At 61.8% G+C, this 22,715-nt stretch carries 14 protein-coding genes; 12 read left to right on the top strand and 2 right to left on the bottom strand.

Annotated elements, in window-relative coordinates; genetic code table 11:
* Positions 1-53 precede the first annotated feature (53 nt).
* On the bottom strand, positions 54-1,502 hold the full coding sequence (locus ACYVHT_RS02140) for a peroxiredoxin family protein (RefSeq protein WP_460547463.1): 1,449 nt from the start codon (positions 1,500-1,502) through the stop codon (positions 54-56).
* A gap of 132 nt (positions 1,503-1,634) precedes the next feature.
* Here ACYVHT_RS02140 and ACYVHT_RS02135 point away from each other — a divergent pair, with 132 nt between their 5' ends.
* The 12 genes from ACYVHT_RS02135 to ACYVHT_RS02080 all read left to right on the top strand — a co-directional run bounded on the left by ACYVHT_RS02135 (position 1,635) and on the right by ACYVHT_RS02080 (position 21,749).
* Positions 1,635-3,914 carry an aconitate hydratase gene (locus ACYVHT_RS02135; RefSeq protein ID WP_460547461.1) on the top strand — a complete coding sequence of 760 codons (2,280 nt, stop codon included), beginning with the start codon at positions 1,635-1,637 and terminating at the stop codon, positions 3,912-3,914.
* A 107-nt stretch (positions 3,915-4,021) separates the two neighbouring features.
* On the top strand, positions 4,022-4,702 hold the full coding sequence (locus ACYVHT_RS02130) for a hypothetical protein (protein WP_460547460.1): 681 nt from the start codon (positions 4,022-4,024) through the stop codon (positions 4,700-4,702).
* A 43-nt stretch (positions 4,703-4,745) separates the two neighbouring features.
* Positions 4,746-5,567 carry an alpha/beta fold hydrolase gene (locus tag ACYVHT_RS02125; RefSeq protein ID WP_460547458.1) on the top strand — a complete coding sequence of 274 codons (822 nt, stop codon included), beginning with the start codon at positions 4,746-4,748 and terminating at the stop codon, positions 5,565-5,567.
* Between the two features lie 28 nt (positions 5,568-5,595).
* Positions 5,596-5,940 carry a cupin domain-containing protein gene (locus tag ACYVHT_RS02120; protein WP_460547456.1) on the top strand — a complete coding sequence of 115 codons (345 nt, stop codon included), beginning with the start codon at positions 5,596-5,598 and terminating at the stop codon, positions 5,938-5,940.
* Positions 5,941-6,041: 101 nt separating this feature from the next.
* Positions 6,042-8,825: a hybrid sensor histidine kinase/response regulator transcription factor gene (locus ACYVHT_RS02115; RefSeq protein ID WP_460547453.1), complete on the top strand. Its 2,784-nt coding sequence runs from the start codon at positions 6,042-6,044 to the stop codon at positions 8,823-8,825.
* A gap of 255 nt (positions 8,826-9,080) precedes the next feature.
* On the top strand, positions 9,081-12,269 hold the full coding sequence (locus tag ACYVHT_RS02110; protein WP_460547451.1) for a SusC/RagA family TonB-linked outer membrane protein: 3,189 nt from the start codon (positions 9,081-9,083) through the stop codon (positions 12,267-12,269).
* A gap of 161 nt (positions 12,270-12,430) precedes the next feature.
* Positions 12,431-14,155 (top strand): RagB/SusD family nutrient uptake outer membrane protein, encoded by a 1,725-nt coding sequence (locus tag ACYVHT_RS02105; RefSeq protein WP_460547449.1) that lies wholly within the window; start codon positions 12,431-12,433, stop codon positions 14,153-14,155.
* Between the two features lie 124 nt (positions 14,156-14,279).
* A complete protein-coding gene (locus tag ACYVHT_RS02100; RefSeq protein ID WP_460547447.1) occupies positions 14,280-15,599 on the top strand; it encodes a sugar porter family MFS transporter in 1,320 nt (439 codons plus the stop codon).
* A 237-nt stretch (positions 15,600-15,836) separates the two neighbouring features.
* Positions 15,837-17,972 (top strand): alpha-galactosidase, encoded by a 2,136-nt coding sequence (locus tag ACYVHT_RS02095; protein WP_460547445.1) that lies wholly within the window; start codon positions 15,837-15,839, stop codon positions 17,970-17,972.
* 172 nt (positions 17,973-18,144) lie between these two features.
* Positions 18,145-19,041, top strand: a complete 897-nt coding sequence (locus ACYVHT_RS02090; protein WP_460547443.1) for a carbohydrate kinase family protein — start codon at positions 18,145-18,147, stop codon at positions 19,039-19,041.
* Between the two features lie 42 nt (positions 19,042-19,083).
* On the top strand, positions 19,084-20,679 hold the full coding sequence (locus tag ACYVHT_RS02085; RefSeq protein WP_460547442.1) for a glycoside hydrolase family 32 protein: 1,596 nt from the start codon (positions 19,084-19,086) through the stop codon (positions 20,677-20,679).
* A gap of 128 nt (positions 20,680-20,807) precedes the next feature.
* Entirely contained in the window at positions 20,808-21,749 is a 942-nt protein-coding gene (locus tag ACYVHT_RS02080) for a toxin-antitoxin system YwqK family antitoxin (RefSeq protein ID WP_460547440.1), read from the top strand.
* Between the two features lie 46 nt (positions 21,750-21,795).
* On the opposite strand, the gene ACYVHT_RS02075 is transcribed toward ACYVHT_RS02080, so the two are convergent.
* The gene (locus tag ACYVHT_RS02075; protein WP_460547438.1) at positions 21,796-22,542 is read right to left on the bottom strand and encodes an EcsC family protein; all 747 of its coding nucleotides are present in this window, start codon (positions 22,540-22,542) and stop codon (positions 21,796-21,798) included.
* Positions 22,543-22,715 lie beyond the last annotated feature (173 nt).

Here is a 22,715-nt window from a genome sequence, read left to right as displayed (position 1 = left end):
GACGGCGGCGCTGTGGTCCCGGCACCAGGCCGGTAGAAGCGGTGCCGGTGCGGCTATTCCTTCAGCAGCTTGTCAATTTCCTTGTTAAAGGCAGCCGTTTCTTCCGCGTAATACTTGCCCGTGCCCGGCCCCGAGAAGCCGGTATGAATCTTCCGCACGTTGCCCTTCTTGTCGAGGAAAATGGTGGTGGGGAAAGCCAGAAACTTCGCCAGCTGCGGCAGCGACTTCGCCACCGAGTCCTTGTTGGCCACGCCCGCAAAGGCCACGTCGTAGCCCATGTGGAACCGCTCGCGCATGTTGCGCAGCTTGGGCGCGGCCTTGGCGTATTCGCCGCTGCGTTCGTAGCCCAGGCCGATGATTTCCACGCCGCGCGCCTTGTTCTTTTCGTACCACGGGGCCAGGAAATTGGTCTCGTCCATGCAGTTGGGGCACCACGAGCCAAGGATTTGCAGCACCACTACCTTGCCCCGATACTTGGGGTCGGTGGGGGAGATGCTGCCGCCCTCCATCACATTGGGAAACTTGAAATTCAGCCGGCTTTCGCCCTTTTTGAGATAGGTCAGCGTGTCGGCATCGGGCAGTTTGGCTTTGGGGTCGCGCACGGCGGTCCAGGTTTCGTGGCCGGATTTGCCGGAGTAGAAGTCGCCTTTTAAACTGTCCTCTTTAGGAGTAGGTGTAGCATCGAATAAAAAGGCGTGACTACCATCAAATGTCGCCAACAGTACATGGGTTCCATTATTTCGTGATGCTAAGTTCCCTGACAAATATCGATAGTCACCAGTTGTAGTCAGGAATGTTCCGGTTACAGTGTTCTTAACTGGCCCAAAATTGAAAATGCCTACGGCTGGATAAGCGCTTCCCTCTTCGTCTTTAAATAAAACTCGATAAGTGTTACTCCATTTCCCGGTAGTGCTTGTCCCGAGCTTCTTTCCCTCTTCGTTTACACCTGTATCTGTAAATAAAGCTTGCTCCCCTGCTGTGGCCGCAAACGGCACCCGGTATGGCGTCTTCGAATCATATTTCACCCAGGTGCCTTTCAGCTTGTCCTTGCCGTCGGCGCGCACCACCAGCGCGGCATCGAAGGCGTGCATGCGGATAGTAGTCGAGTCGCCGGCCGAGGAAATTTCCTCGCAGCGCAGCCGCTCCTCGCCATTCAGGCCTTTATTGATGAGGTAGACCACCGGCTTGCCGGCTTCGGTTTTTACCTCGAACAGAAACGGGATTTCCTGGCCCTGCGTGGCCAGCACGCCGCGCCAGGGGCCGGGCGTGAGCACTGGGGCCGCCGCGGAAGCCCCACCAGTAGCAGCAGTTTCAGAAGTAGAAGAGTTGGAGGAGCAGGCTCCCAGACTTAGGCCCAATGCGGCCGTAGCCAACAGGCGAAGAAAATTGTTATTCATACGTGAACGCAAAAATGCCATTGCAAGCCCCACAAACCACCGACCGCGCCAATAGGTTGCCGCCTGCCCTCTGCGAACCACTGCGCCCTCTGCGGGAACCAGCACCCGCGCCGCAACCGAACACCCTCACTAAAACCCGCGTTAATCCCACAGAAACCCGCATCCACGCATTTTGGCTAGGTACAACTTGGCGGGGGTGCTACATTTGCACAACCACTCTATAATAACACGCATCCTATGGCTTTCGACCTGGAAATGATTCGCGCGGTGTACGCCGGCATGGGTTCCCGCATCGAGGCGGCCCGCGCCGCTGTTGCGCGCCCGCTCACCCTCACCGAGAAAATTCTCTACGCCCACCTCTACGGCGGCGAAGTAAAGCAGGCCTATGAGCGCGGCGTTTCCTACGTCGATTTCGCCCCCGACCGCGTGGCCATGCAGGACGCCACCGCCCAGATGGCCCTGCTCCAGTTCATGCAGGCCGGCAAGGCCACGGCCGCTGTGCCCTCCACCGTGCATTGCGACCACCTCATCCAGGCCAAGGACGGCGCTACCGCCGACCTGGCCGAAGCCAATTCCGAAAACAAGGAAGTGTACGACTTCCTGGCCTCGGTTTCCAATAAATACGGCATCGGCTTCTGGAAGCCCGGCGCGGGTATTATTCACCAGGTGGTGCTTGAGAACTATGCCTTCCCCGGCGGCATGATGATTGGCACCGACTCGCACACCCCCAACGCGGGCGGCTTGGGCATGGTGGCCATCGGCGTGGGCGGTGCCGACGCGGTGGACGTGATGGCCGGCATGGCCTGGGAGCTGAAATTTCCGAAAGTCATCGGCGTGAAACTGACCGGCAAGATGAACGGCTGGACGTCGGCCAAGGACGTGATTCTGCGCGTGGCCGGCATCCTGACCGTGAAAGGTGGCACCGGCGCCATCATTGAATACTTCGGCGATGGCGCGGAGGCGCTGAGCGCCACCGGCAAAGGCACCATCTGCAACATGGGTGCGGAAATCGGCGCCACCACGTCGGTGTTCTCCTACGACGAGAAAATGGGCGACTACCTGCGCGGCACCGGCCGCGCCGAGATTGCCGAAGCCGCCGCCGCCGTGCGCCAGCACCTGCGCGCCGACGACGAGGTGTACGCCCAGCCCGAGCGCTACTACGACCAGCTCATCGAAATCGACCTCAACACGCTGGAGCCCTACGTGAACGGCCCGTTCACGCCGGACGCCGCCTGGCCCATCTCGGAGTTTGCCGCCGCCGTGAAAGAGCACGGCTGGCCCGAGAAGCTGGAAGTGGGCCTGATTGGCTCGTGCACCAACTCGAGCTACGAGGACATTACCCGCGCTGCCAGCATCGCCAAGCAGGCCGTGGACAAAGGCCTGACCGTGAACGCCGAGTTCACCATCACGCCCGGCTCGGAGCTGGTGCGCTACACGGTGGCCCGCGACGGCCTGCTCGACACCTTCGCCGACATGGGCGGCGTAGTGCTGGCTAACGCCTGCGGCCCGTGCATCGGCCAGTGGGCCCGCCACACCGACGACCCCAAGCGCCGCAACTCCATCATCACGAGCTTCAACCGCAACTTCGCCAAGCGCAACGACGGCAACCCCAACACCCACGCCTTCGTGGCCTCGCCCGAAATCGTGACGGCCTTCGCCATTGCCGGCGACCTCACCTTCAACCCCCTCACTGATACGCTGCCCGGTGCCAACGGCCCCGTGAAGCTCGACGAGCCCCAGGGCGTGGAAATGCCCCCGCAGGGCTTCGCCGTGGAGGATGCCGGCTTCCAGGCGCCCGCTGCCGATGGCAGCGGCGTGCAGGTGCTGGTGAGCCCCACCTCGGACCGCCTCGAACTGCTGGAGCCCTTCAAGCCCTGGGAAGGCACCGACCTCATGGGCCTGCGCCTGCTCATCAAGGCTCAGGGCAAGTGCACCACCGACCACATTTCGATGGCCGGCCCTTGGCTGAAATACCGTGGCCACCTGGACAACATCTCCAACAACATGCTCATCGGGGCCACCAACGCCTTCAACGGCGAGGCCAACAAGGTGCGCAACTACGCCACCCAGGGCGAAGGCTACGAGACGGTACCGCAGTCGGCCCGCTCGTACAAGAGCCAAGGCATCGGCACGGTGGTAATCGGCGATGAGAACTACGGCGAAGGCAGCTCGCGCGAGCACGCCGCCATGGAGCCCCGCCACCTCGGCGTGCGCGCCGTGATTGTGAAGAGCTTCGCCCGCATCCACGAAACCAACCTGAAGAAGCAGGGCATGCTCGGCCTCACCTTCGCCAACAAGGCCGACTACGACCTGATTGAGGAAGGCGACACCATCGACATCCTTGGCCTGACGGACTTCCAGGAAGGCAAGCCCCTGCAGGCCCGCCTGCACCACGCCGACGGCGACACCGACCTCATCACCCTCAACCACACCTACAACGAGGGCCAGATTGAGTGGTTCAAGGCCGGCTCGGCTCTGAACCTGATTCGCATGAAGGAAGCTGGCCAGACGGTATAATTTGCGTCAGCCAGTAGCTTAAGCAGCAACGGCCGCCTTGGGAAACTGGGGCGGCCGTTTTGGTTATATTGCTTTGAAATAATTTACTGTATTAAATACGTGTAATAGTGGATAGCCTCAAAACTCCTTTCGCCGACTTGGTGCGTGAATTAAATGGAAATTCTATTTCCTATCAAAAGCTCCTGCAAACTACTGAATGGGATGAAAGGAGAAAGCAGATATTGGATAGGGATAAGCACATATGCCAAAAATGCGGAAAATGGGAAACCTATAAACAATATTGGGGAGATGTTGATTATAGAGAAACTAAGCAGTTACATGTTTGGGGCGATACGAACAGCATATGGTTCGATGGTTTTGACTTTGGTGTAAAACCAAACTATAAACCCCCAGCAATATTTGGTGATAAGCCAATTTATACATTCAATAATTGTATGGCTGAAATTATTGCTGATAAGCCATATCATTTAGAAGTTCATCATAGGTATTATTTGCTTTCGTCACTGCCTTGGCAGTATCGTGATGAGGGATTAGTTACTCTTTGTAACTGGTGTCATCGTGAGCTTCATGCTAATGGGGTATTAATTCCAGTTTACCCTAATCAGACAACTCGTGATACTGTGCTTTCTAATAATAGAAATGTAGCACAGCCTTTTTCATACTATACACCGTGTTCGCGGTGTGATGGAACTGGTGAATTACCTGTTTATAATCATGTTCAACAGGGTATTTGCTTTCGCTGTAACGGTGCTGGCTTCGATGAACTTCGGGACTTCAGGATAAGATGAATACCTTAGCTAGTCGGGTAGGCATTTCATTAGTTTTACGGCTATGAGAGCATATTTGCTCCTGCTCTTTATATTTCTTAACCACGTTCTGGCCGCCCAGCCCGCCATTCCCTACGGCAACAACCCCGCCGCCGGGCACTACCAGCTGGTGCGCGGCGTGAAGCTGTACTACGAAACCTACGGCCAGGGCCCGCCGCTGCTCCTGATTCATGGCAACGGCGACAACATCTCGGCGTGGGCGAAGAACATTCCGTATTTCGCCCGGCGCTACCGCGTCATTGCCGTGGACAGCCGGGCGCACGGCAAATCCATCGACCCCGGCGACTCGCTGAGCTTTGAGATGATGGCCGACGATTTTGCCGGCCTGCTCACGAGCTTACGGATTGATTCCGCTTACGTGATGGGGTGGAGCGACGGCGGCATCAACGCGCTGCTGCTGGCCCTGCGGCACCCCGAGAAGGTGAAGCGGCTGGTAGCTACCGGCGCCAACCTCTGGCCCGACTCCACGGCGCTGATGCCCGGCTTGTGGCGCCAGCAGCAGCGCGGCTACCAGGAAAATAAGAACGTAAAGTTCACCGGCCCCAAGCGCCGGAACGACTGGAAGGTATTTTGCCTCGACGTGTTTCAGCCCAACGTTCCGCTGGCGGCGCTGCGGCGGGTGCGGGTGCCGGCGTTCATCATTGCCGGCGACCGCGACGTGATTCGGCCCGAGCACACGGTGGCCATGTACCGCAGCCTGCCCCGTGCCTGGCTCTGGATAGTGCCGGACAGCGGCCACGCCACCTTGCAGGAGCACGCGGAGGAGTTCAACCGGAAGACTGACGAATTCTTTCGGGCGACGACGGTGCGGCCCCCGGCACGGTAGCCGAGGCATTGGCAGTAGCTTGCAGCTCATGAAAATTTCTGCGCAAAATGCCCCGCACTACACCTGGGGCGCCGCCTGCGACGGCTGGCACCTGTTGAAAACCAATTCACTGAGCGTGATTCAGGAGCGGATGCCGCCGGGCACGGCCGAGCAGCGGCACCTGCACGAGCGGGCGCAGCAGGTGTTTTTCATCCTGTCGGGCGAGGCCACGTTTGAGGTGGGGGAGGAGCGGGTGACGGTAGCGGCGCAGGAAAGCCTACACATTTTGCCGGGCGTTGCACACCGCATTAGCAATCCTGGCCCGCTGGACCTGCATTTTCTCGTAATTTCGGAACCCAAAGCCCACGGCGACCGGGTGAACAGCGACGGCTAGCCAATCGGCCGCCGGGAGGTTTACGCCCTGGCCGACTGCTGAAATCGATTGGGGCGCTGTCGGGCTTGGCAGGTAGTTTCGAATCCCGTTTTTTCTTCGCTATGGCTCAGGCTTTCCGGTTGATGCGCGTATGGTTTTGCTGCGGGCTGGTGGTGCTTGGCCTGGCGCCTGAAGCCGTGCAGGCCGCCGCGCCGCCGCACTACACCATCGGCTTTTCGCAGTGCACCAACGGCGACGCCTGGCGGCAGGCCATGCTGGCCGGCATGAAAAAAGAGCTGAGCTTCTACCCCGGGGTGAGCTTCCGGATGAAGGACGCCAAGTACAGCAGCGCCCTGCAGAAGCAGCAGATTCAGGAGTTCCTGCGCGAAGGCATTGACCTGCTGATAGTATCGGCCAACGAGGCGGAGCCGGTGACGCCCATCATTGAGGAGGTGTATAACCGGGGCATTCCGGTGGTCATCCTGGACCGGCGCACTACCTCGCAGCTCTACACCGCCTACGTGGGGGGCAATAACGTGGAGGTGGGCCAGACGGCCGGGAGCTATGCGGCCAACCTGCTCGGCGAGCGTGGCCAGGTGCTGGAGATACTGGGCGCGCCGGGCTCCTCGCCGGCCGTGGACCGGCACCGGGGCTTTGCCAGGGCGCTGGCGGCCTACCCCGGCCTGCACCTGGTGGCGCAGGTGAACAGCAATTGGGAGCGGCCTTCGGTGCTGGAGCGCCTGCCCGCCGTGCTCCGCGCCCACCCCGAAGTGAACCTGATTTTTGCGCACAACGACCGGCTGGCGCTGGGCGCCTACCAGGTGTGCAAGGAGCTGGGCCGGCAGCAGCACGTCAAAATAATTGGGGTGGATGGGCTGCCGGGCAGCCGGGGCGGCATTCAGCTGGTGCAGGATGGCATCATCAATGCCACGCTGCTCTACTCGCCGGGCGGGGAGGAGGCCATTCGCACGGCCATGCGCATCCTGAGCAAGCAGCCGTTTACCAAGGAAAATATCCTCAGCACAATGGTCATCGACTCGACCAACGTGCTGACGATGAAGATGCAAACCGAGAAGCTGAGCAGCCAGCAGCAGGACATTCAGCGGCAGCAGCAGCTGCTGCAGGAACAGCGCGATACCTACGCCAGCCAGCAAACCGTGCTCTACGTGCTGGCGGTGGCGCTGCTGCTGGTGGCCGGGCTGGGGCTGCTGGCCTGGCGGGCCTTGCGGGCCAACCGCCGCATCACCCGCGTGCTGGCCGGGCAGAACGAGGAAATCCGCTCGCAGCGCAATCAGATTCAGGAGTTTGCCGAGCGGGCCAAGGTGGAAACGGAGGCCAAGCTGCGCTTCTTCACCAACTTCTCGCACGAGCTGCGCACGCCGCTCACCCTCATTCTGGGGCCGGTGGAGGAAATGCTGACCAGCAGCGCCGACTTCACCGCCCCGCAGCGGCACGACCTGAGCCTGGTGCGCCGCAACGCCCAGCGCCTGCTCCGGCTGGTGAACCAGCTCATGGATTTCCGCAAGATTGACGTGGGCAAGATGCCGGTGCGCGCCACCGAGGGCAACCTCGTGGCCTTCGTGCGCGAAATCCTCGATTCCTTCGAAAAGCCGGCCCGGCAAAAGGGCGTAACGCTGCGCTTCCTGCCCGCCGAGCCGGTGGTGAGCCTGCCCTTCGATGTGAACATTCTCGACAAAGTGTTTTTCAATCTGCTGGCCAACGCCCTGAAATTCACGCCTGAGCGCGGGCAGATAACCGTCAGCATTCAGCCCTTGCCGGCCGAAGGCAGCGTGCGCGTGAGCGTGGAAGATACCGGGCGCGGCATCAGCGAGAAGGACCGGGCGCACATCTTCGAGTGGTTTTACCAGGGGCAGCAGCCGGGCGTGCAGGGCTCGGGCATGGGCCTGGCGCTGGCGCTGGGGCTCACGCGGCTGCACATGGGGCAGCTCACGTTTACGAGCCAGGCGGGGCAGGGCAGCACGTTTGTGGTGACGCTGCCGCTCACCTTGCCCGCCGGGCTGCTGGCCTCTGCGGCACAGCCTGCACTGCCGGGACTGGCGCAGGAAGAGCCCATGGCCGTAGCTGCCGCCGCTGATGAGGCGGCCGAAGCCGGCTTTGCCACCGGCGGAGGGCGCGACGCGCTGGTGCTCATCATCGAAGACAACGAGGAAGTGAACGCCTTTCTGGCCCAGAAGCTGCGGCCGCACTTCCAGGTACGCACGGCCACCGATGGCGCGGCCGGCCTGCGCCTGGCTGCCGAGCTGATTCCGGACCTCATCGTGAGCGACGTGATGATGCCCGAAATCAGCGGCATCGAGCTGGTGGCGCAGCTGAAGGGCGACTGGCGCACTTCGCACATTCCGGTGGTGCTGCTTACGGCCCAGGGCGCGCCCGAGCAGCAGGTGGAAGGTGTGCAGGCCGGCGCCGACCTCTACCTCACCAAGCCGTTCAATCCCACCTTCCTGCTCGAAAGCCTGCGCACCCTGCTCGGCAACCGCGAGCGGCAGCGCGAGCATTTCCGCCGCGAACTGAGCGTGGACACCGCCACCGTGGCCCCCGCCCAGCGCGTGGACCAGAAATTCCTGGCCGATTTCACGGCCATCGTGGAGGCCAACCTGGAGCGGGCCGACCTGAGCGTGGAGGACGTGGCCCGCAGCCTGGGCATCTCGCGGGTGCAGCTCTACCGCAAGGTGAAGGCCGTGCTCGGCACCAGCCCCACGGACGTGGTGCAGAGCATCCGCCTCACCAAAGCCCGGCAGCTTCTGCTCGATGAAACGCTCACCATTGCCGAGGTGGCCTATCAATTGGGCTTCAATTCGCCGTCCTATTTCTCCACCAGCTTCAAGGGGCGTTACCAGATTTCACCGTCCGAGTATCGGGCCCTGCACATCGCGCCGGTGGGCTGAACGGAAAGTGAAAGGGAGGTAACCTGAGTGTAACCAGCGCGATGGCCCCAAACGTTTGTTGCGGGTTAAAGTGTTGTAGTTCAATGTTAAAATTATAATTCGGGCAGTGAACGGATAGTTAACGCTTTTGAGAGGATTGAGCAAGCCCGCCGGGGCGGGCCGCCGGACATTTGGACCATCAATCACCCCGCCGCTCCTGGTAGCCGGGAGCCGCTTCGGTCCTTTTTCCTGCTTTTCACTCCCACTCAAAAACGCATGAACACACTGCTACATTCTCTTCCGCAGGCGGCGCTGGTGGCGCTGCTAGCTGGCGGCCCGGCCCTGGCGGCCGGCCCGGCCGGGCCCGGCCACGCCGCCGAAACGCTCGCCCATCCGGCCCCGGCCGACCGGCCCGTGACCGGCCGCGTGACCGACGACAAAGGCGAGGGCCTGCCCGGCGTGACCGTGCTGGTGAAGGGCACCAACCTGGGCACCAACACCGACATGGACGGCAAATTCAGCCTGAACGTGCCGGAGGGCGCGACGCTGGTTTTCTCCTTCGTGGGCTATAAAACGAAGGAAGTGCCGGTGGGCAGCGAAAGCACGGTGGCGGCCCAGTTGGTGACCGACGCCGCCGCCCTCGACGAAGTGGTGGTGACCGGCTACCAGGTGCAGCGCAAGGCCGATTTGACCGGCGCGGTATCGGTAATCAAGAGCGATGAGGTGCGGGACTTGCCGTCCTCGAACCCCGTGAAAAACCTGCAGGGCCGGGTGCCGGGCGTGAGCATCACCACCGACGGCTCGCCGGCCGGCAACTCCACGGTGCGAATTCGCGGCATCGGCACGCTGGGCAACAACGACCCGCTGTACGTGATTGACGGGATTCCGACCCGCGAGGGCATCGGCCAGATTAACCAGAACGACATCGAGAGCATTCAGGTGCTGAAGGATGCCTCGTCGGCTAGTATCTACGGCTCGCGGGCTTCTAACGGCGTGATTATCATCACGACAAAGAAAGCCAAGAAGGGCGTGACGAAGGTGGATTTCTCGACCTTCCTGACGGTGCAGACGCCGGGGCCGCACATCAAAATGCTGAACACGCTGGACTACGGCCGGGTGTATGGGCAGGCGGCCATCAACGACGGCATCACGCCCAACCTGCCGTTCTACAACTTCCAGACGCACACCGGCCCCAACGGCAAGCCGGTGCTGGATGGCGTGACGGTGCCCGAGTTCATCGACGCGGCCCACACCATGCGCTCGGCCGATACGGACTGGTTTTCGGAGATTCAGCGCAACGCGGTGCTGCAGTCGTACAACCTGAACATCAGCAACGGCGGCGAGCGCGGCGGGGTGCTGTTTTCGGTGAACTACTACGACAACAAGGGCATCATCAAAACCTCGGAATACAACCGCTGGACGGCCCGCCTGAACTCGGACTACAACTTCTTCAACGGCCGCCTGAAGGTGGGCCAGAACCTGACGGTGGCCAAAACCCAGGAAACCGTTCTGCCCACCAACGACCCCAACACGCCGGGCATCAACTTCATCCGGGACCGGGCCAGCCAGCTGCCGAGCATCGTGCCGGTGCACACCGTGGACGGCGTGGGCTGGGGCGGGCCGGTGTCGGGCATCTCGGACCGCGACAACCCCGTGCGCCTGCTCACCGACAACGCCCAGAACATGGCCAACACCGGCCGGGCCTTCGGCAATGCCTTCGCCGACCTGGAGGTGGTGAAAAACCTGCACCTGCGCACCAGCTTCGGCATTGATTACTCGCTGTATAAGTACCGCGAAATCTACAAAACCTACACCGCCGGTTACCTCTCGGAGGCCAACAACCGCGTCACTGACAACAACCGGTTTTACGGCAACTGGGTGCTGCAGAATACCCTGAACTACAACCTGAACTTCGGCGGCGGCAAGCACCAGCTCGATTTCCTGCTCGGCAACGAGCGCATCAGCTACTACGACGAGAGCAGCTACGCCTCGCGCACCAACTTCGCCAGCGAAAGCCTCGACTACGCCTACCTCGACGCCGGCACGCTGAACAAGGACAACGGCGGCTCGGCCACGGCTTTCCGCCTGGCCTCGTACTTCGCCAAGGTCAACTACTCGTTCAACGACAAGTACTTGCTGAGCGGTACCATCCGCCGCGACGGCTCGTCGCGCTTCGGGGTGAACAACCAGTTTGGCATTTTTCCGGCCGTGTCGGGCGGCTGGCGCATCTCGGAGGAAGCGTTTATCAAGGACAACGCGCCGCAGATTTCGGACCTGAAGCTGCGCGCCGGCTGGGGCCAGACCGGCAACCAGGACATTGCCAACTTCGCCTCGCGCGGCCTCTACCAGTCGCTGCTCGGCACGCTCGACCCCAACTTCACCACCGACAAAGGCACGGCCTACGACATCTACGGCACCAACAGCAACCTGCCCTCCGGCTACCGCCGCATTCAGCAGGCCAACCCGAATTTGAAGTGGGAAACCACCACGCAAACCAATCTGGGCCTGGACTTTGGCTTCCTGGATAACAAGATTTCCGGTACCATCGACTACTTCATTAAGAACAGCACCGACATTCTGGTGAACCTGCCGTACCCCGCCGTGGTGGGCGAGGGCGGCGACAAGTTCGTGAACGGCGCGTCGCTGCGAAACAAGGGCTGGGAATTCCTGCTGGCTTACCAGAACAAGCTAGCTAACGGCCTGACCTACAACATTGCGGCCAACCTCTCGACCTACCGCAACGAGGTGACCTACCTGCCCGATGAGGTGATTAACGCCTACGGCGGCAACGGCCAGGACGTGACGCGCCTGGGCCACTCCATCAACGCCGTGTACGGCTACGTGGCCGATGGCCTGTTTCAGAGTGCCGCTGAGGTGAGCGGGGCGCCCACGCAGGTGGGGGCCGCCCCCGGCCGCATCCGCTACAAAGACCTGAACGGCGACGGCAAAATCGACAACTTCGACCAGACCTGGATTACCGAAGCGGTGCCCAACTACAGCTACGGCCTGAACGTGGGCGCCAACTACAAAGGCTTTGACCTTCAGCTATTTTTCCAGGGCGTGCAGGGCCTGAATGCCTACAATAACATCAAGTTCCGCACCGACTTTGCGGGCCTGGCGGCGGGCGAGAACTGGGGCCAGCGCACCCTCGACGCCTGGACGCCGACCAACACCGGCTCGACCATTCCGGCCGTGTCGCTCATCAACAACAACGCCGAAAACCGCTCCTCGACCTACTTCATCGAGAATGCTTCCTACATGAAGCTGCGCAACCTGCAGCTGGGCTATTCGCTGCCCAACACGCTGGTGGAGAAGGTGAAGCTGCAAGGCATCCGGGTGTATGTGCAGGCCCAGAACGTGTTCACCATCAAGAGCAAGGAGTACACCGCGCCCGACCCGGAGGTGACCAACTACCAGTACCCGATTCCACGGATTTTCACCACTGGTTTGAACGTCACTTTCTAACGCCGAAACCTCACCCCCGGCCCCTCTCCGCGGGAGAGGGGAGCCACAGCGGCACAGCTGTTCTAATCGTCAGGCTCCCCTCTCCGCGGGAGAGGGGCCGGGGGTGAGGTGAACCCGCCCGCGCCGCCTGAAAACCTTCCCACCTTAGCCTTCAAATTCCCATGAAAATTTTTAAACTAACCGCCTTATCCCTCGGCCTGCTCACGCTTTCCGTGGGCTGCTCCGACAAGGATTTTCTGAACGTGGACCCCAAGGGCACGCTCACCGATGAGCAGCTGAATACGCCCGCCAACATTGATAAACAGGTGATTGCGGCCTACTCGCAGCTCGGCAACGACGTGTTTTACTGCCCCTACTCGTCGATGTGGCCCTATGGCAACGTCCGCTCGGGCGACGCCTACAAGGGCGGCGGCGGCACGGCCGACGTGGACGGCTTCCACTTCTACGAAACCTTCTCCTTCAACCGCGTCGATATCAGCACCACCAACGACTTGTGGTCTTTGCTGTTCATCGGCGTGTCGCGGGCCAACGACGCGCTGCGCCGCCTCAATGCGGTGGATGCCAGTGCGATGCCGACGAAAGCCATCCGGCAGGGCGAGGCGCGGTTTCTGCGCGGGCACTTCTATTTCCTGCTGAAAGAGGTGTTTAAGTTCGTGCCTTACATCGATGAAACGGTGCCGGTGGACCAGTACAACAGCATCTCGAACGTGGCCCTGAGCAACGATGCGCTGTGGAGCAAGATTGCCGACGACTTCCGCTTCGGCGCGGCCAACCTGCCGGTGAATCAGCCCGAAGTGGGCCGCGTGACCAAAGGCGCGGCGCAGGCTTACCTAGCCAAAACGCTGCTGTACCAGGCTTATAACCAAAGCGCTACCAATGCCGTGACGAGCATCGACGCCGCCAAGCTGCAGGAAGTGGTGGCGCTGGTGGACCAGATTGCGGCCTCGGGCAAGTTCTCGCTGAACAACGACTTCGCCACCAACTTCCTGACCACCGGCGACAACGGGCCGGAGTCGGTGTTTCAGATTCAGTTTTCGCGCAACGACGGCACCGCCAAGGGCCGCACCCAGCGCGGCAACGAGCTGAACTACCCCATGAACCCCGACTACGGCTGCTGCTCCTTTCACCAGCCCAGCCAGAACCTGGTGAACGCCTTCAAAACCGATGCCCAGGGCCTGCCGCGCTTCACCGATTTCAACACCTCGGGCGACCTGACCACGGCGGCCGATTTCCTGGCCAACCCCGTCGACCCGCGCCTCGACCACACGGTAGCCATTGTGGGCCACCCGTTTAAGTACGACCCCAACTTCGTGTTTCAGCAGTCGTGGGTGCGCGTGCCGCAGGTGTACGGCTACAACCTCTCGATGAAGGAAGCCGTGCTGCCCACCGACCCCAGCTTCCAGAAAAACCCGCCGTTCATGAGCACCTCGAAGAACTGGAACATCATCCGCTACGCCGACGTGCTGCTCTGGAAAGCCGAAGCCCTGATTGAGCTGAACCGCGCCAGCGAGGCCCTGCCCATCATCAACCAGATTCGGACCCGTGCCCAGAACAGCACCGCCATGCTGAAGCAGGCCAGCGGCGCGGCCACGTCCAACTACCGCATCGGCCAGTACCCCAGCGCCGGCTGGACGCAGGCCTACGCCCGCCAGGCCCTGCGCTACGAGCGCCGCATGGAGTTCGCCATGGAGGGCTTCCGCTTCTTCGACCTTGTGCGCTGGGGCATCGCCGACTCGTTCCTGAACACCTATTTCACCCAGGAAAAAACCAAGCGCCAGTACCTGCAGGACGCCCGCTTCACGGCCGGCCGCGACGAGTACCTGCCCATCCCGCTCACCCAGATTAACCTGAGCCGCGGGCTGTATAAGCAGAACAACGGCTGGTAATCAGGCGCGTACACAACTCAGCTCCTGCCCTTTGAAATGGACGTTTGGTGGGAACAATTTCGTCTGGGGTGCGGGGCGGGAGCTTGAGTTGCGGTGCATGGTTCAACCTTTCCACTGATACATTGTGAAAAATAACGTCTTCTTCTGGTCCATCGTGGTAGCGCTGGGCGGGTTCCTGTTCGGCTTCGATACGGCTGTGATTTCGGGAGCCGAGAAAGCCATCCAGCAGGTGTGGGGCCTCAGCGCCTGGGAGCACGGCTTCACCATCTCCATCGCGCTGATTGGTACGGTGATAGGGGCCATTTTTGGCGGCATTCCGAGCGATGCGCTGGGCCGCCGCCGCACCCTGACCTGGATTGCGGTGCTCTATCTGGTGTCGGCGGTGGGGGCGGCGCTGTCGCCGGCCTGGGTACCGTTCATGGTGTTCCGCTTTCTGGGCGGGCTGGGCGTGGGCGCGTCGTCGGTCACGGCCCCGCTGTACATCTCCGAGGTGTCGCCGCCCGAGTCGCGGGGGCGCATGGTGGGCATGTTCCAGTTCAACGTGGTGTTCGGGATTCTGGCCGCGTATCTGTCTAACTACCTGCTGAAAAACATCGGGCCCGATGCCTGGCGCTGGATGCTGGGCGTGCAGGCAGTGCCAGCTATTGCCTTCTTCCTGCTGCTGTTCCGCATTCCGGAAAGCCCGCGCTGGCTGCTCCGCCAAAGCCGTGTCGATGAAGCCCGCGAAGTATTCGAGCGCATCGACCCGGCCACGGCCGAGCAAAACGTGCAAACCATCTTGGTGGCCAACGCCGCCGAGGAAGGCCCCGGCGAGTCGCTGTGGGCGCCGCAGTACCGGCGGCCGGTGCTGCTGGCCGTGCTGTTCGCCATGTTCAACCAGCTGGCCGGCATCAATGCCATCATCTACTACGCGCCGCGCATTTTCGAGATGACGGGCTTGGGGCAGGGCACGGCGCTGCTGTCGTCGGCGGGCATCGGGCTGGTAAATTTCATCTTTACCCTGCTGGGCGTCAACATTATCGACCGGTTCGGGCGGCGCAAGCTGATGCTGGTGGGCTCGGTGGGGCTCATTGCCACGCTGGGGCTGGTGGCACGGGCCTTCTATATGCAGGAGTTCGGCGGCATGCTGGTGCCGGTGCTGCTGTTTGTGTACATCGGCTTCTTTGCCTTCTCGCAGGGCGCGGTTATCTGGGTGTTTATCAGTGAGATATTTCCCTCGGCGGTGCGGGCCAAGGGGCAGGCGCTGGGCAGCTCCACGCACTGGGTGATGGCGGCGGCCATTGCCTTCACTTTCCCGTATTTCGCCGAAAAGCTGGGCGGCGGCAACACGTTCGCCTTCTTCGCCGCCATGATGGTGTTGCAGCTGCTCTACGTGCTGAAGCTGATGCCCGAAACCAAGGGCACGACGCTGGAAGCGGCTGATAAAACACTGGTGCTGCACTAGTTGTGGCTGCAGAAGAAAGAACGTCATGCCGAGCGGAGTCGAAGCATCTCTTGCCGCAGTGGTAAATCATTCGCTGCAACGAATGAAGCTGAAAATCTTCGCTGTCCGGTTTGGTGAGTTCTTGGCAACGAAGCGGTAGTGCTGCTTCGGCTGCGCTCAGCATAACGTTCCGGATTTATTCGCGCTTCCCATTCCCACCCAATGCTCCGACTTCTCTTCTTTTTCAGCTGCTTGGCCATGACTACTATTGCTGGCATGGCCCAACCGACCGCGCCCGGCACCAGCATCGTCATCGAAACCGCTCACACCAGCCTGGTGCTGACCGTGGGCGACCAGCAGCGCCTGTACCAAACCTACCTGGGCCAGCGCCTGAGTCCGGCCGACCTGGGCCGCCTGCCCGCCAGCAGCCAGCAGGCCTACGTGCCAGCGGGGCTGGATAACCTGTTTGAGCCGGCCATTCGGCTGGTGCACAACGACGGCAACCCCTCGCTGGAGCTGCGCTACCAGCGCCATAAAACCGACGCTTTAGCCCAAGGCCAAATACACACGGCCATCGAGCTGCGCGACCCGAAATACCCGGTGGAAGTGACGCTGCATTTCAGCGCCTACCCGGCCGAAGACCTCATCAAAACCTGGATGGAGGTGCGCCATCATGAGAAAAAGCCGGTGGTATTGAGCCGCTTCGCCTCGGCCATGCTGCATTTTGAAGCGCCGCACTACTGGCTCACGCAGTTCCACGGCGACTGGGCCGAGGAGGTGCGCCAGCAGGAAGCCGAGCTGACCAGTGGCATCAAAATCATCGACAGCAAGCTCGGCAGCCGGGCCCAGATGTACCAGTCGCCCATGTTCCTGCTGGGACTGGATAAGCAGGCCACCGAAACCACCGGCGACGTGCTGGCCGGCACGCTGGCGTGGTCGGGCAACTTCCAGTTTTCGTTTGAGCTGGACAACCGCAACGCCCTGCGGATGATGGCGGGCATGAACCCCTTCGCCTCGGAATACAGCCTGAAGCCCGACGAGACATTCGAAACGCCGGCCTTTCTCTTCACCTACAGCCACCAGGGCAAGGGGCTGGCCTCGCGCAATTTGCACCGCTGGGCCCGGCAATACGGCGTGCTCGACGGGACGGGCTCGCGCCTCACGCTGCTCAACAACTGGGAGGCCACGTTCTTCGATTTCAACGAGCAAAAGCTCGATGCGCTGATTGGCGACGCGGGCAAGCTGGGCGTCGATTTATTCCTGCTCGACGACGGCTGGTTCGGCAACAAGTACCCGCGCAACACCGACAGTACTAGCCTGGGCGACTGGCAGGTGGCCAGGTCGAAACTGCCCAACGGCCTCGGCCACCTGGTGCAAACGGCCACCAAAGCGGGCGTGAAATTCGGCATCTGGATTGAGCCCGAAATGGTGAACCCCAAGAGCGAGCTCTACGCCAAACACCCCGACTGGGTGCTGAAATTGCCCAACCGCCCCGAGCACTACTACCGCCAGCAGCTGGTGCTGGACCTGACCAATCCGAAGGTGCAGGACTTCGTGTACGGCGTGGTGAATGAGCTGTTTACCAGCAACCCGCAGCTGGCCTACATCAAGTGGGACTGCAACCGGATGATGACCAACGCCTACTCGCAGTACCTCAAAGCCAACCAGTCGCACCTCTACATCGACTACGTGCGCGGCCTCTACAAAGTATTCGGCCGGATGCGCCAGCAGTACCCGCACGTGCCCATGATGCTCTGCTCCGGCGGCGGCGGGCGCGTCGATTACGGAGCCTTGCCCTACTTCACCGAGTTTTGGCCCTCGGACAATACCGATGCCTACGAGCGGGTGCTTATTCAGTGGGGCTACTCGCAGTTCTTCCCCAGCATCGCCATGTCGGCGCACGTCACGAGCTGGAACAAGCAGCAAAGCCTGAAATTCCGCACCGACGTGGCCATGATGGGCCGCCTGGGCTACGACATTCGGGTGGAGGAAATGACGGCCGATGAGCTGAAGTTCAGCCAGCAGGCAGTGAAGGAGTACAAGCGCCTGAGCGACGTTATCTGGCACGGCGACCTGTTCCGGCTGGTGTCGCCCTACGAGGGCAACCGGGCCGTGTCGATGTTCGTGAACCCCGCCCAAACCCAGGCCGTGGTGTTTGCCTACAACCTGCACCTGCGCACCGGCGAGGAGTTTGCGCGGGTGCGCCTGCAGGGCCTCGACCCCGCCCGGCAGTACCGCGTACAGGAAATCAACCTCATGCGCGGCCAGAAATCCAACCTTCCCGAACACAACCAGACCTACTCCGGCGACTACCTCATGAAAGTGGGCATATTGGCTTCAGGGCCCAACCCAGCCGCGCTGACCAGCAAGGTGCTGGAGCTGACGGCGCAGTAGTTAGAATGTCGACGAAACCCGAACGTCATGCTGAGCGCAGCCGAAGCATCTCGCGCGTGGTAGTAACTCAATCGTTCAACAAAGCGGTAGAGATGCTTCGGCTGCGCTCAGCATGACGTTCTATTCCAGGCCTTTCATTTTTCCCTCCACCTTCCCAATAAAGCCTCTCTCCATGTCCACCAGCCCCACCATTGCCTGTTTCGGCGAAATCCTCTGGGACATCCTGCCCACCGGCAAGCAGCCGGGCGGCGCGCCCTTCAACGTGGCCGTGCACCTGCACCAGCTGGGCCTGCCCGTGCGCTTCATCAGCCGCGTGGGCGACGACGAGCTGGGCACCGAACTGGTCGATTTCGTCGCTTCAAAAGGCGTGAGCACCGACCTCATTCAGCACGGCAAAACCCACCTGACGGGCGTGGTGAAAGCCAACGTGGACGACGCCAACGAGGTGACCTACAAGATAGTGCAGCCCGTGGCCTGGGACTATATCCAGTACGACGAGGAAGTGGCAGCCGCCGTGGCTGCTGCCGACGCTTTCGTGTTTGGCAGCCTGGCGGCCCGGCAGGCGGGCACCCGCGAAACGCTGTACCGCCTGCTCGAAAGCGCCAAGTTCAAGGTGTTTGACGTGAACATGCGCCCGCCGCACTACACCCGCGAGGTGGTGAAATACCTGCTCACCAAAGCCAACCTGGTGAAAATGAACCACCACGAATTAGCCGAAATCATGGAGTGGTTCGGCACCGAAACCGAGCCGGCGGCGGCCATGCCCTGGCTGGCCCAGCGCTTCGACCTGCAGGCCGTGTGCGTAACCTGCGGGGCCGACGGCGCCCTGCTTTGGGCCAATGGCCAGCTCTACCGCGCCGCCGGTATTCCGGTGCAGGTGCAGGATACCATCGGCAGCGGCGACGCCTTTCTGGCGGCCCTGCTCACGGGCTGGCTCAGCGGCCGGCCGCCGCAGGAAGCGCTGAATTTTGCCTGTGCCGCCGGGGCGCTGGTGGCCACGCACCAGGGCGCCACGCCCGCCTTCACCGAAGCCGATGTGCAGGCGCTGATGCAGCAGCAGGTAGCCTGAGCGCCGCGCACCAATTATCCCATTCCCACCCGAATACGACTCATGAAAAACACTTTCCGCCTGGCGCTGGCCGCCGCCGGCCTAGCCGCGTGCAGCCCCGACCCCAAAACCGCCGACACCACCGCCGTGACCCAGGAAGCCCCGGCCGCAGCCCGCCCCGACACGGCGGCCGTGCCGCCCGCCACGCCACAATACCGGCCCGGCTACCACTTCAGCCCCGCCGCCCACTGGATGAACGACCCCAACGGCATGGTGTACTACGAGGGTACCTACCACCTGTTTTTCCAGTATTACCCCGGCGCCATGGTGTGGGGCCCCATGCACTGGGGGCACGCCACCAGCCGCGATTTGGTGAGCTGGCAGGAGCAGCCCATTGCGCTGTTTCCCGATTCGCTGGGCTACATCTTCTCGGGCTCGGCCGTGGTGGATGCCGGGAATACCAGCGGTTTCGGCAAGGATGGCAAGACCCCGCTGGTGGCCATTTTCACGCATCACGACCCGAAAGGGGAAAAGGCCGGCTCCAAAACCTACCAGAACCAAAGCCTGGCCTACAGCCTCGACGCGGGCAAAACCTGGACGAAATACGCCGGCAACCCGGTGCTGAAAAACCCCGGCATCAAGGACTTCCGCGACCCGAAAGTGAGCTGGAACGACGTGGCGAAAAAGTGGATAATGACCCTGGCCACCCTCGACCGCATCACCTTCTTTTCCTCGCCCAACCTGAAGGACTGGACCTGGGAAAGCGAGTTTGGCCAGAAGCTGGGCGCCCACGGCGGCGTGTGGGAATGCCCCGATTTGTTCCCCCTCAGCCTCAACGGCAAAACCCATTGGGTGCTGATGGTAAACCTGAACCCCGGCGGCCCCAACGGCGGCTCGGGCACGCAATACTTTGTGGGTGATTTCGATGGCCACACATTCACGCCGCTCAACGGCCAGACCAAGTGGGCCGACTACGGCCCCGACGACTACGCCGGCGTGACTTGGAGCAACACCGGCGCCCGCCGCATTTTTCTGGGCTGGATGAGCAACTGGGACTACGCCAACCAGGTGCCCACCTCGCCCTGGCGCAACGCCACCACCCTGCCGCGCGAGTTGGGCCTGCGCCAGGTGGGCAGCGACATTTACCTCACCTCGCAGCCAGTGAAGGAACTGGCCAAGCTGGCCCGGCCCGCCGTGACGCTCAAAGACGTGAAAGCTACGGCCACGCCACTCGACCTCACCAGCAAGCTCACCTTCAGCGGCGATAAATACTCGCTGCGCCTGAGCACTGCGCAGCTACACAGCTTCGCGCTGGTGCTGGGCAACGCGGCCGGCGAGGAGCTACGCCTCGGCTACGACGCCCAGGCCAGGCAGTATTACATCGACCGCACCAAAGCCGGCCAGAAGGCTTTCAGCGCGAAGTTTGCCGGCCGCCACGTCACGCCGCGCCTGGCCGCTACGCCGGCTGCCGACATGACGCTGTATTTCGATGCTACTTCCGTGGAGCTGTTTGCCGACAATGGCCTCAGCGTGGCTTCGGAGCTGTTTTTCCCCACGCAGCCCTACACCACGCTCAAGCTGGAATCGGTGGATGGACTGATGGTGCAGCGCCTGGAATACACGCGGCTGGCCGGCCCGCAGCTGGAAACGGCGCGGTAGCGCCGCCTGATGACTGCCGGTGCGGCGTGTCAGGGGGGGGCTGAGCGGGGGCGGGGCTGCCCGTCGCAATTGCTTCGGGTAGTGCAGGCACCTATCTTTCGGCCTCCGTTCATGCCTGCCAATACCACATGAAATCATTCGGTGCCCTCCTGTGCTGGGGACTTTTGCTCATCAGACCCGAACCGGCAGCCGCTCAGGCGGAAACAGAAAAAGTGCTGGTAGAAAAAGCGGGGGTAGTGGAAGAGTACAGCGTACTGAAATCCGACAAAAGCGTGCGGCAGGGCTCCTACATTCGGTATCGGCCGATGGGACGGTTTCGGGGAGTGGCCGTATTTGAAACCGGTACGTTCGAAAAGGGCCTGCGGGAGGGCGAATGGCGGTGCTTTTCAGACGAATACCCCTGGAACAAGCTGCTGAGCAAGGGCAGCTACCACGCGGGCCTGCCCGAAGGATTGTGGCAGTACTACCATTGCTACTGGATAAAAAGCCACAGCACCACGGAGGAGCCTGCCAATGGCCGGAAAACCAAAGCGGGGTATCTGGTTTCGGTAACCGATACCACCGCCATGCTGCAAGCCAAAGGCATGAACTATGCCGGGGTGAAAGCCGGAGTCTGGGTGTATTACGATGCCCAAAGCAATATCATTCAGAAGGTTAACGAGTCGACTCACCAGTTGGTGTATTGGCGGCAGGGCGCGCGCGCGCCGGTAAGCGGCCCCGCTGCCGCCGAGAACCACCCCTTGTTGTACGTGGGCGGCAAATACCAGCTGCGGGATGCTATCTACCACCATGTCAATGCCTTTGCGCTGCTGCAGCATTACCAGGAGGGCAGCGCCGACTTCGTGTTCTCAGTCGATGCCCAGGGGCGCCAAACCCGATTCGCGCTGGCGGTGAACGTGCTGCCTAACCCATTCGAAGCATTCATTCTGTCGGGCTTGCGCAGCCTGCCCACTGCCTGGCTGCCACAGGTGGTAAACGGGCAGCCCGTTGCCGCCCAATACCGGGTACGGATAAGTATTCAGGAGAAGGACGACAACGCCCGGCTGTCGATAGACATGCTCGGCGACTGATTACGTCAGCAAAATAAGCCTTGCCGGTAGCGGCCGGGCCGCCGGCTTAGCCGGCCAGCTGCCGCGCTTCTGCGGCCGCCGCGAAGTGGCGCATGCGGTAGCAGTTCATGGCCGTGTCGCCGAGCTGCTCGATGAGCTTGTAGTTGGCCACCGCGCCCACGGCCGCCCCGATAACGGGCACCAGCTGGGCCATTTTGGCCAGGTCGATGTAGTCGCGGTACTCCTGCTGAAAGGTGCGCCAGTCGAACTCCTCCGCGTGCAGCGGCAGGGTGAGGCGGTAAGTGTCCCAGGCGGCAAGGCGGTGGTAGGTGATGTTGCGGGTGTGCTGGCTGCTGAAGGCGAGTTGGAACACGTAGAGCAGGTAGAGCCGCTCGGTGTAGTCGTGCACGTCGTAGCCGTAGAGGGCGGCGGTATCAAACAAGAGCTTGATTTTGAGGCCCAGCAGCAGCGGGAAATCGGCCAGGCCGAGCAGGAAGCCGCCCGCGCCGGTCACGGCCCCCTCGGCGGTGGCCATGGTGCGGTAGTCGCGGATGCGCACGCGCACCTCGGCCTCGCGGGTAGCGAAAGGGGCTTCCTGCAGCGGCTTGCTGGTGGTGTATTGGGAGCCGAACAGCACCCCGCGCACCATCTGCCGGATGGCGGCCGTGATGGCCTGGTGCACGCGCTCGGGCAGCAGGGCATTGAGCCGAACCTGCACCCGGTGGGCGAAATTATTGAGCCGCGAGGGCGGGCGCTGCATTTTCAGCTGCCAGGCGCGGAGCTCGACGCGGACGTGCTGTTCTTCGGGAGTCATGGGCAATAAAGGCGAAGCCGTCGCGAAGCTACGATGATTGGGCGGGGCGCTTTCGCAAAAAAATGCCTTGGTGCTGATGGGAATGCCATTGCGCCATAAGCGCAATGGCAATGGCCTTTTCAATAAGGAAGCGCTGCGCCACCTTGGCGTGGCCTGCCGGCGTGTCCGGCCGC

Source organism: Hymenobacter daeguensis (genome assembly GCF_054780555.1).
Note: the sequence above shows the minus strand (reverse complement) of the source record. Positions and strands in the feature narration are given on the sequence as shown.

Excerpts from the sequence above, each read along its gene's own strand:
- ACYVHT_RS02135 (WP_460547461.1), top strand. The coding sequence starts at position 1,635 with ATGGCTTTCGACCTGGAAATGATTCGCGCGGTGTACGCCGGCATGGGT.
- ACYVHT_RS02125 (WP_460547458.1), top strand. The coding sequence starts at position 4,746 with ATGAGAGCATATTTGCTCCTGCTCTTTATATTTCTTAACCACGTTCTG.
- ACYVHT_RS02120 (WP_460547456.1), top strand. The coding sequence starts at position 5,596 with ATGAAAATTTCTGCGCAAAATGCCCCGCACTACACCTGGGGCGCCGCC.
- ACYVHT_RS02115 (WP_460547453.1), top strand. The coding sequence starts at position 6,042 with ATGGCTCAGGCTTTCCGGTTGATGCGCGTATGGTTTTGCTGCGGGCTG.
- ACYVHT_RS02110 (WP_460547451.1), top strand. The coding sequence starts at position 9,081 with ATGAACACACTGCTACATTCTCTTCCGCAGGCGGCGCTGGTGGCGCTG.
- ACYVHT_RS02105 (WP_460547449.1), top strand. The coding sequence starts at position 12,431 with ATGAAAATTTTTAAACTAACCGCCTTATCCCTCGGCCTGCTCACGCTT.
- ACYVHT_RS02095 (WP_460547445.1), top strand. The coding sequence starts at position 15,837 with ATGACTACTATTGCTGGCATGGCCCAACCGACCGCGCCCGGCACCAGC.
- ACYVHT_RS02090 (WP_460547443.1), top strand. The coding sequence starts at position 18,145 with ATGTCCACCAGCCCCACCATTGCCTGTTTCGGCGAAATCCTCTGGGAC.
- ACYVHT_RS02085 (WP_460547442.1), top strand. The coding sequence starts at position 19,084 with ATGAAAAACACTTTCCGCCTGGCGCTGGCCGCCGCCGGCCTAGCCGCG.
- ACYVHT_RS02080 (WP_460547440.1), top strand. The coding sequence starts at position 20,808 with ATGAAATCATTCGGTGCCCTCCTGTGCTGGGGACTTTTGCTCATCAGA.
- ACYVHT_RS02075 (WP_460547438.1), bottom strand. The coding sequence starts at position 22,542 with ATGACTCCCGAAGAACAGCACGTCCGCGTCGAGCTCCGCGCCTGGCAG.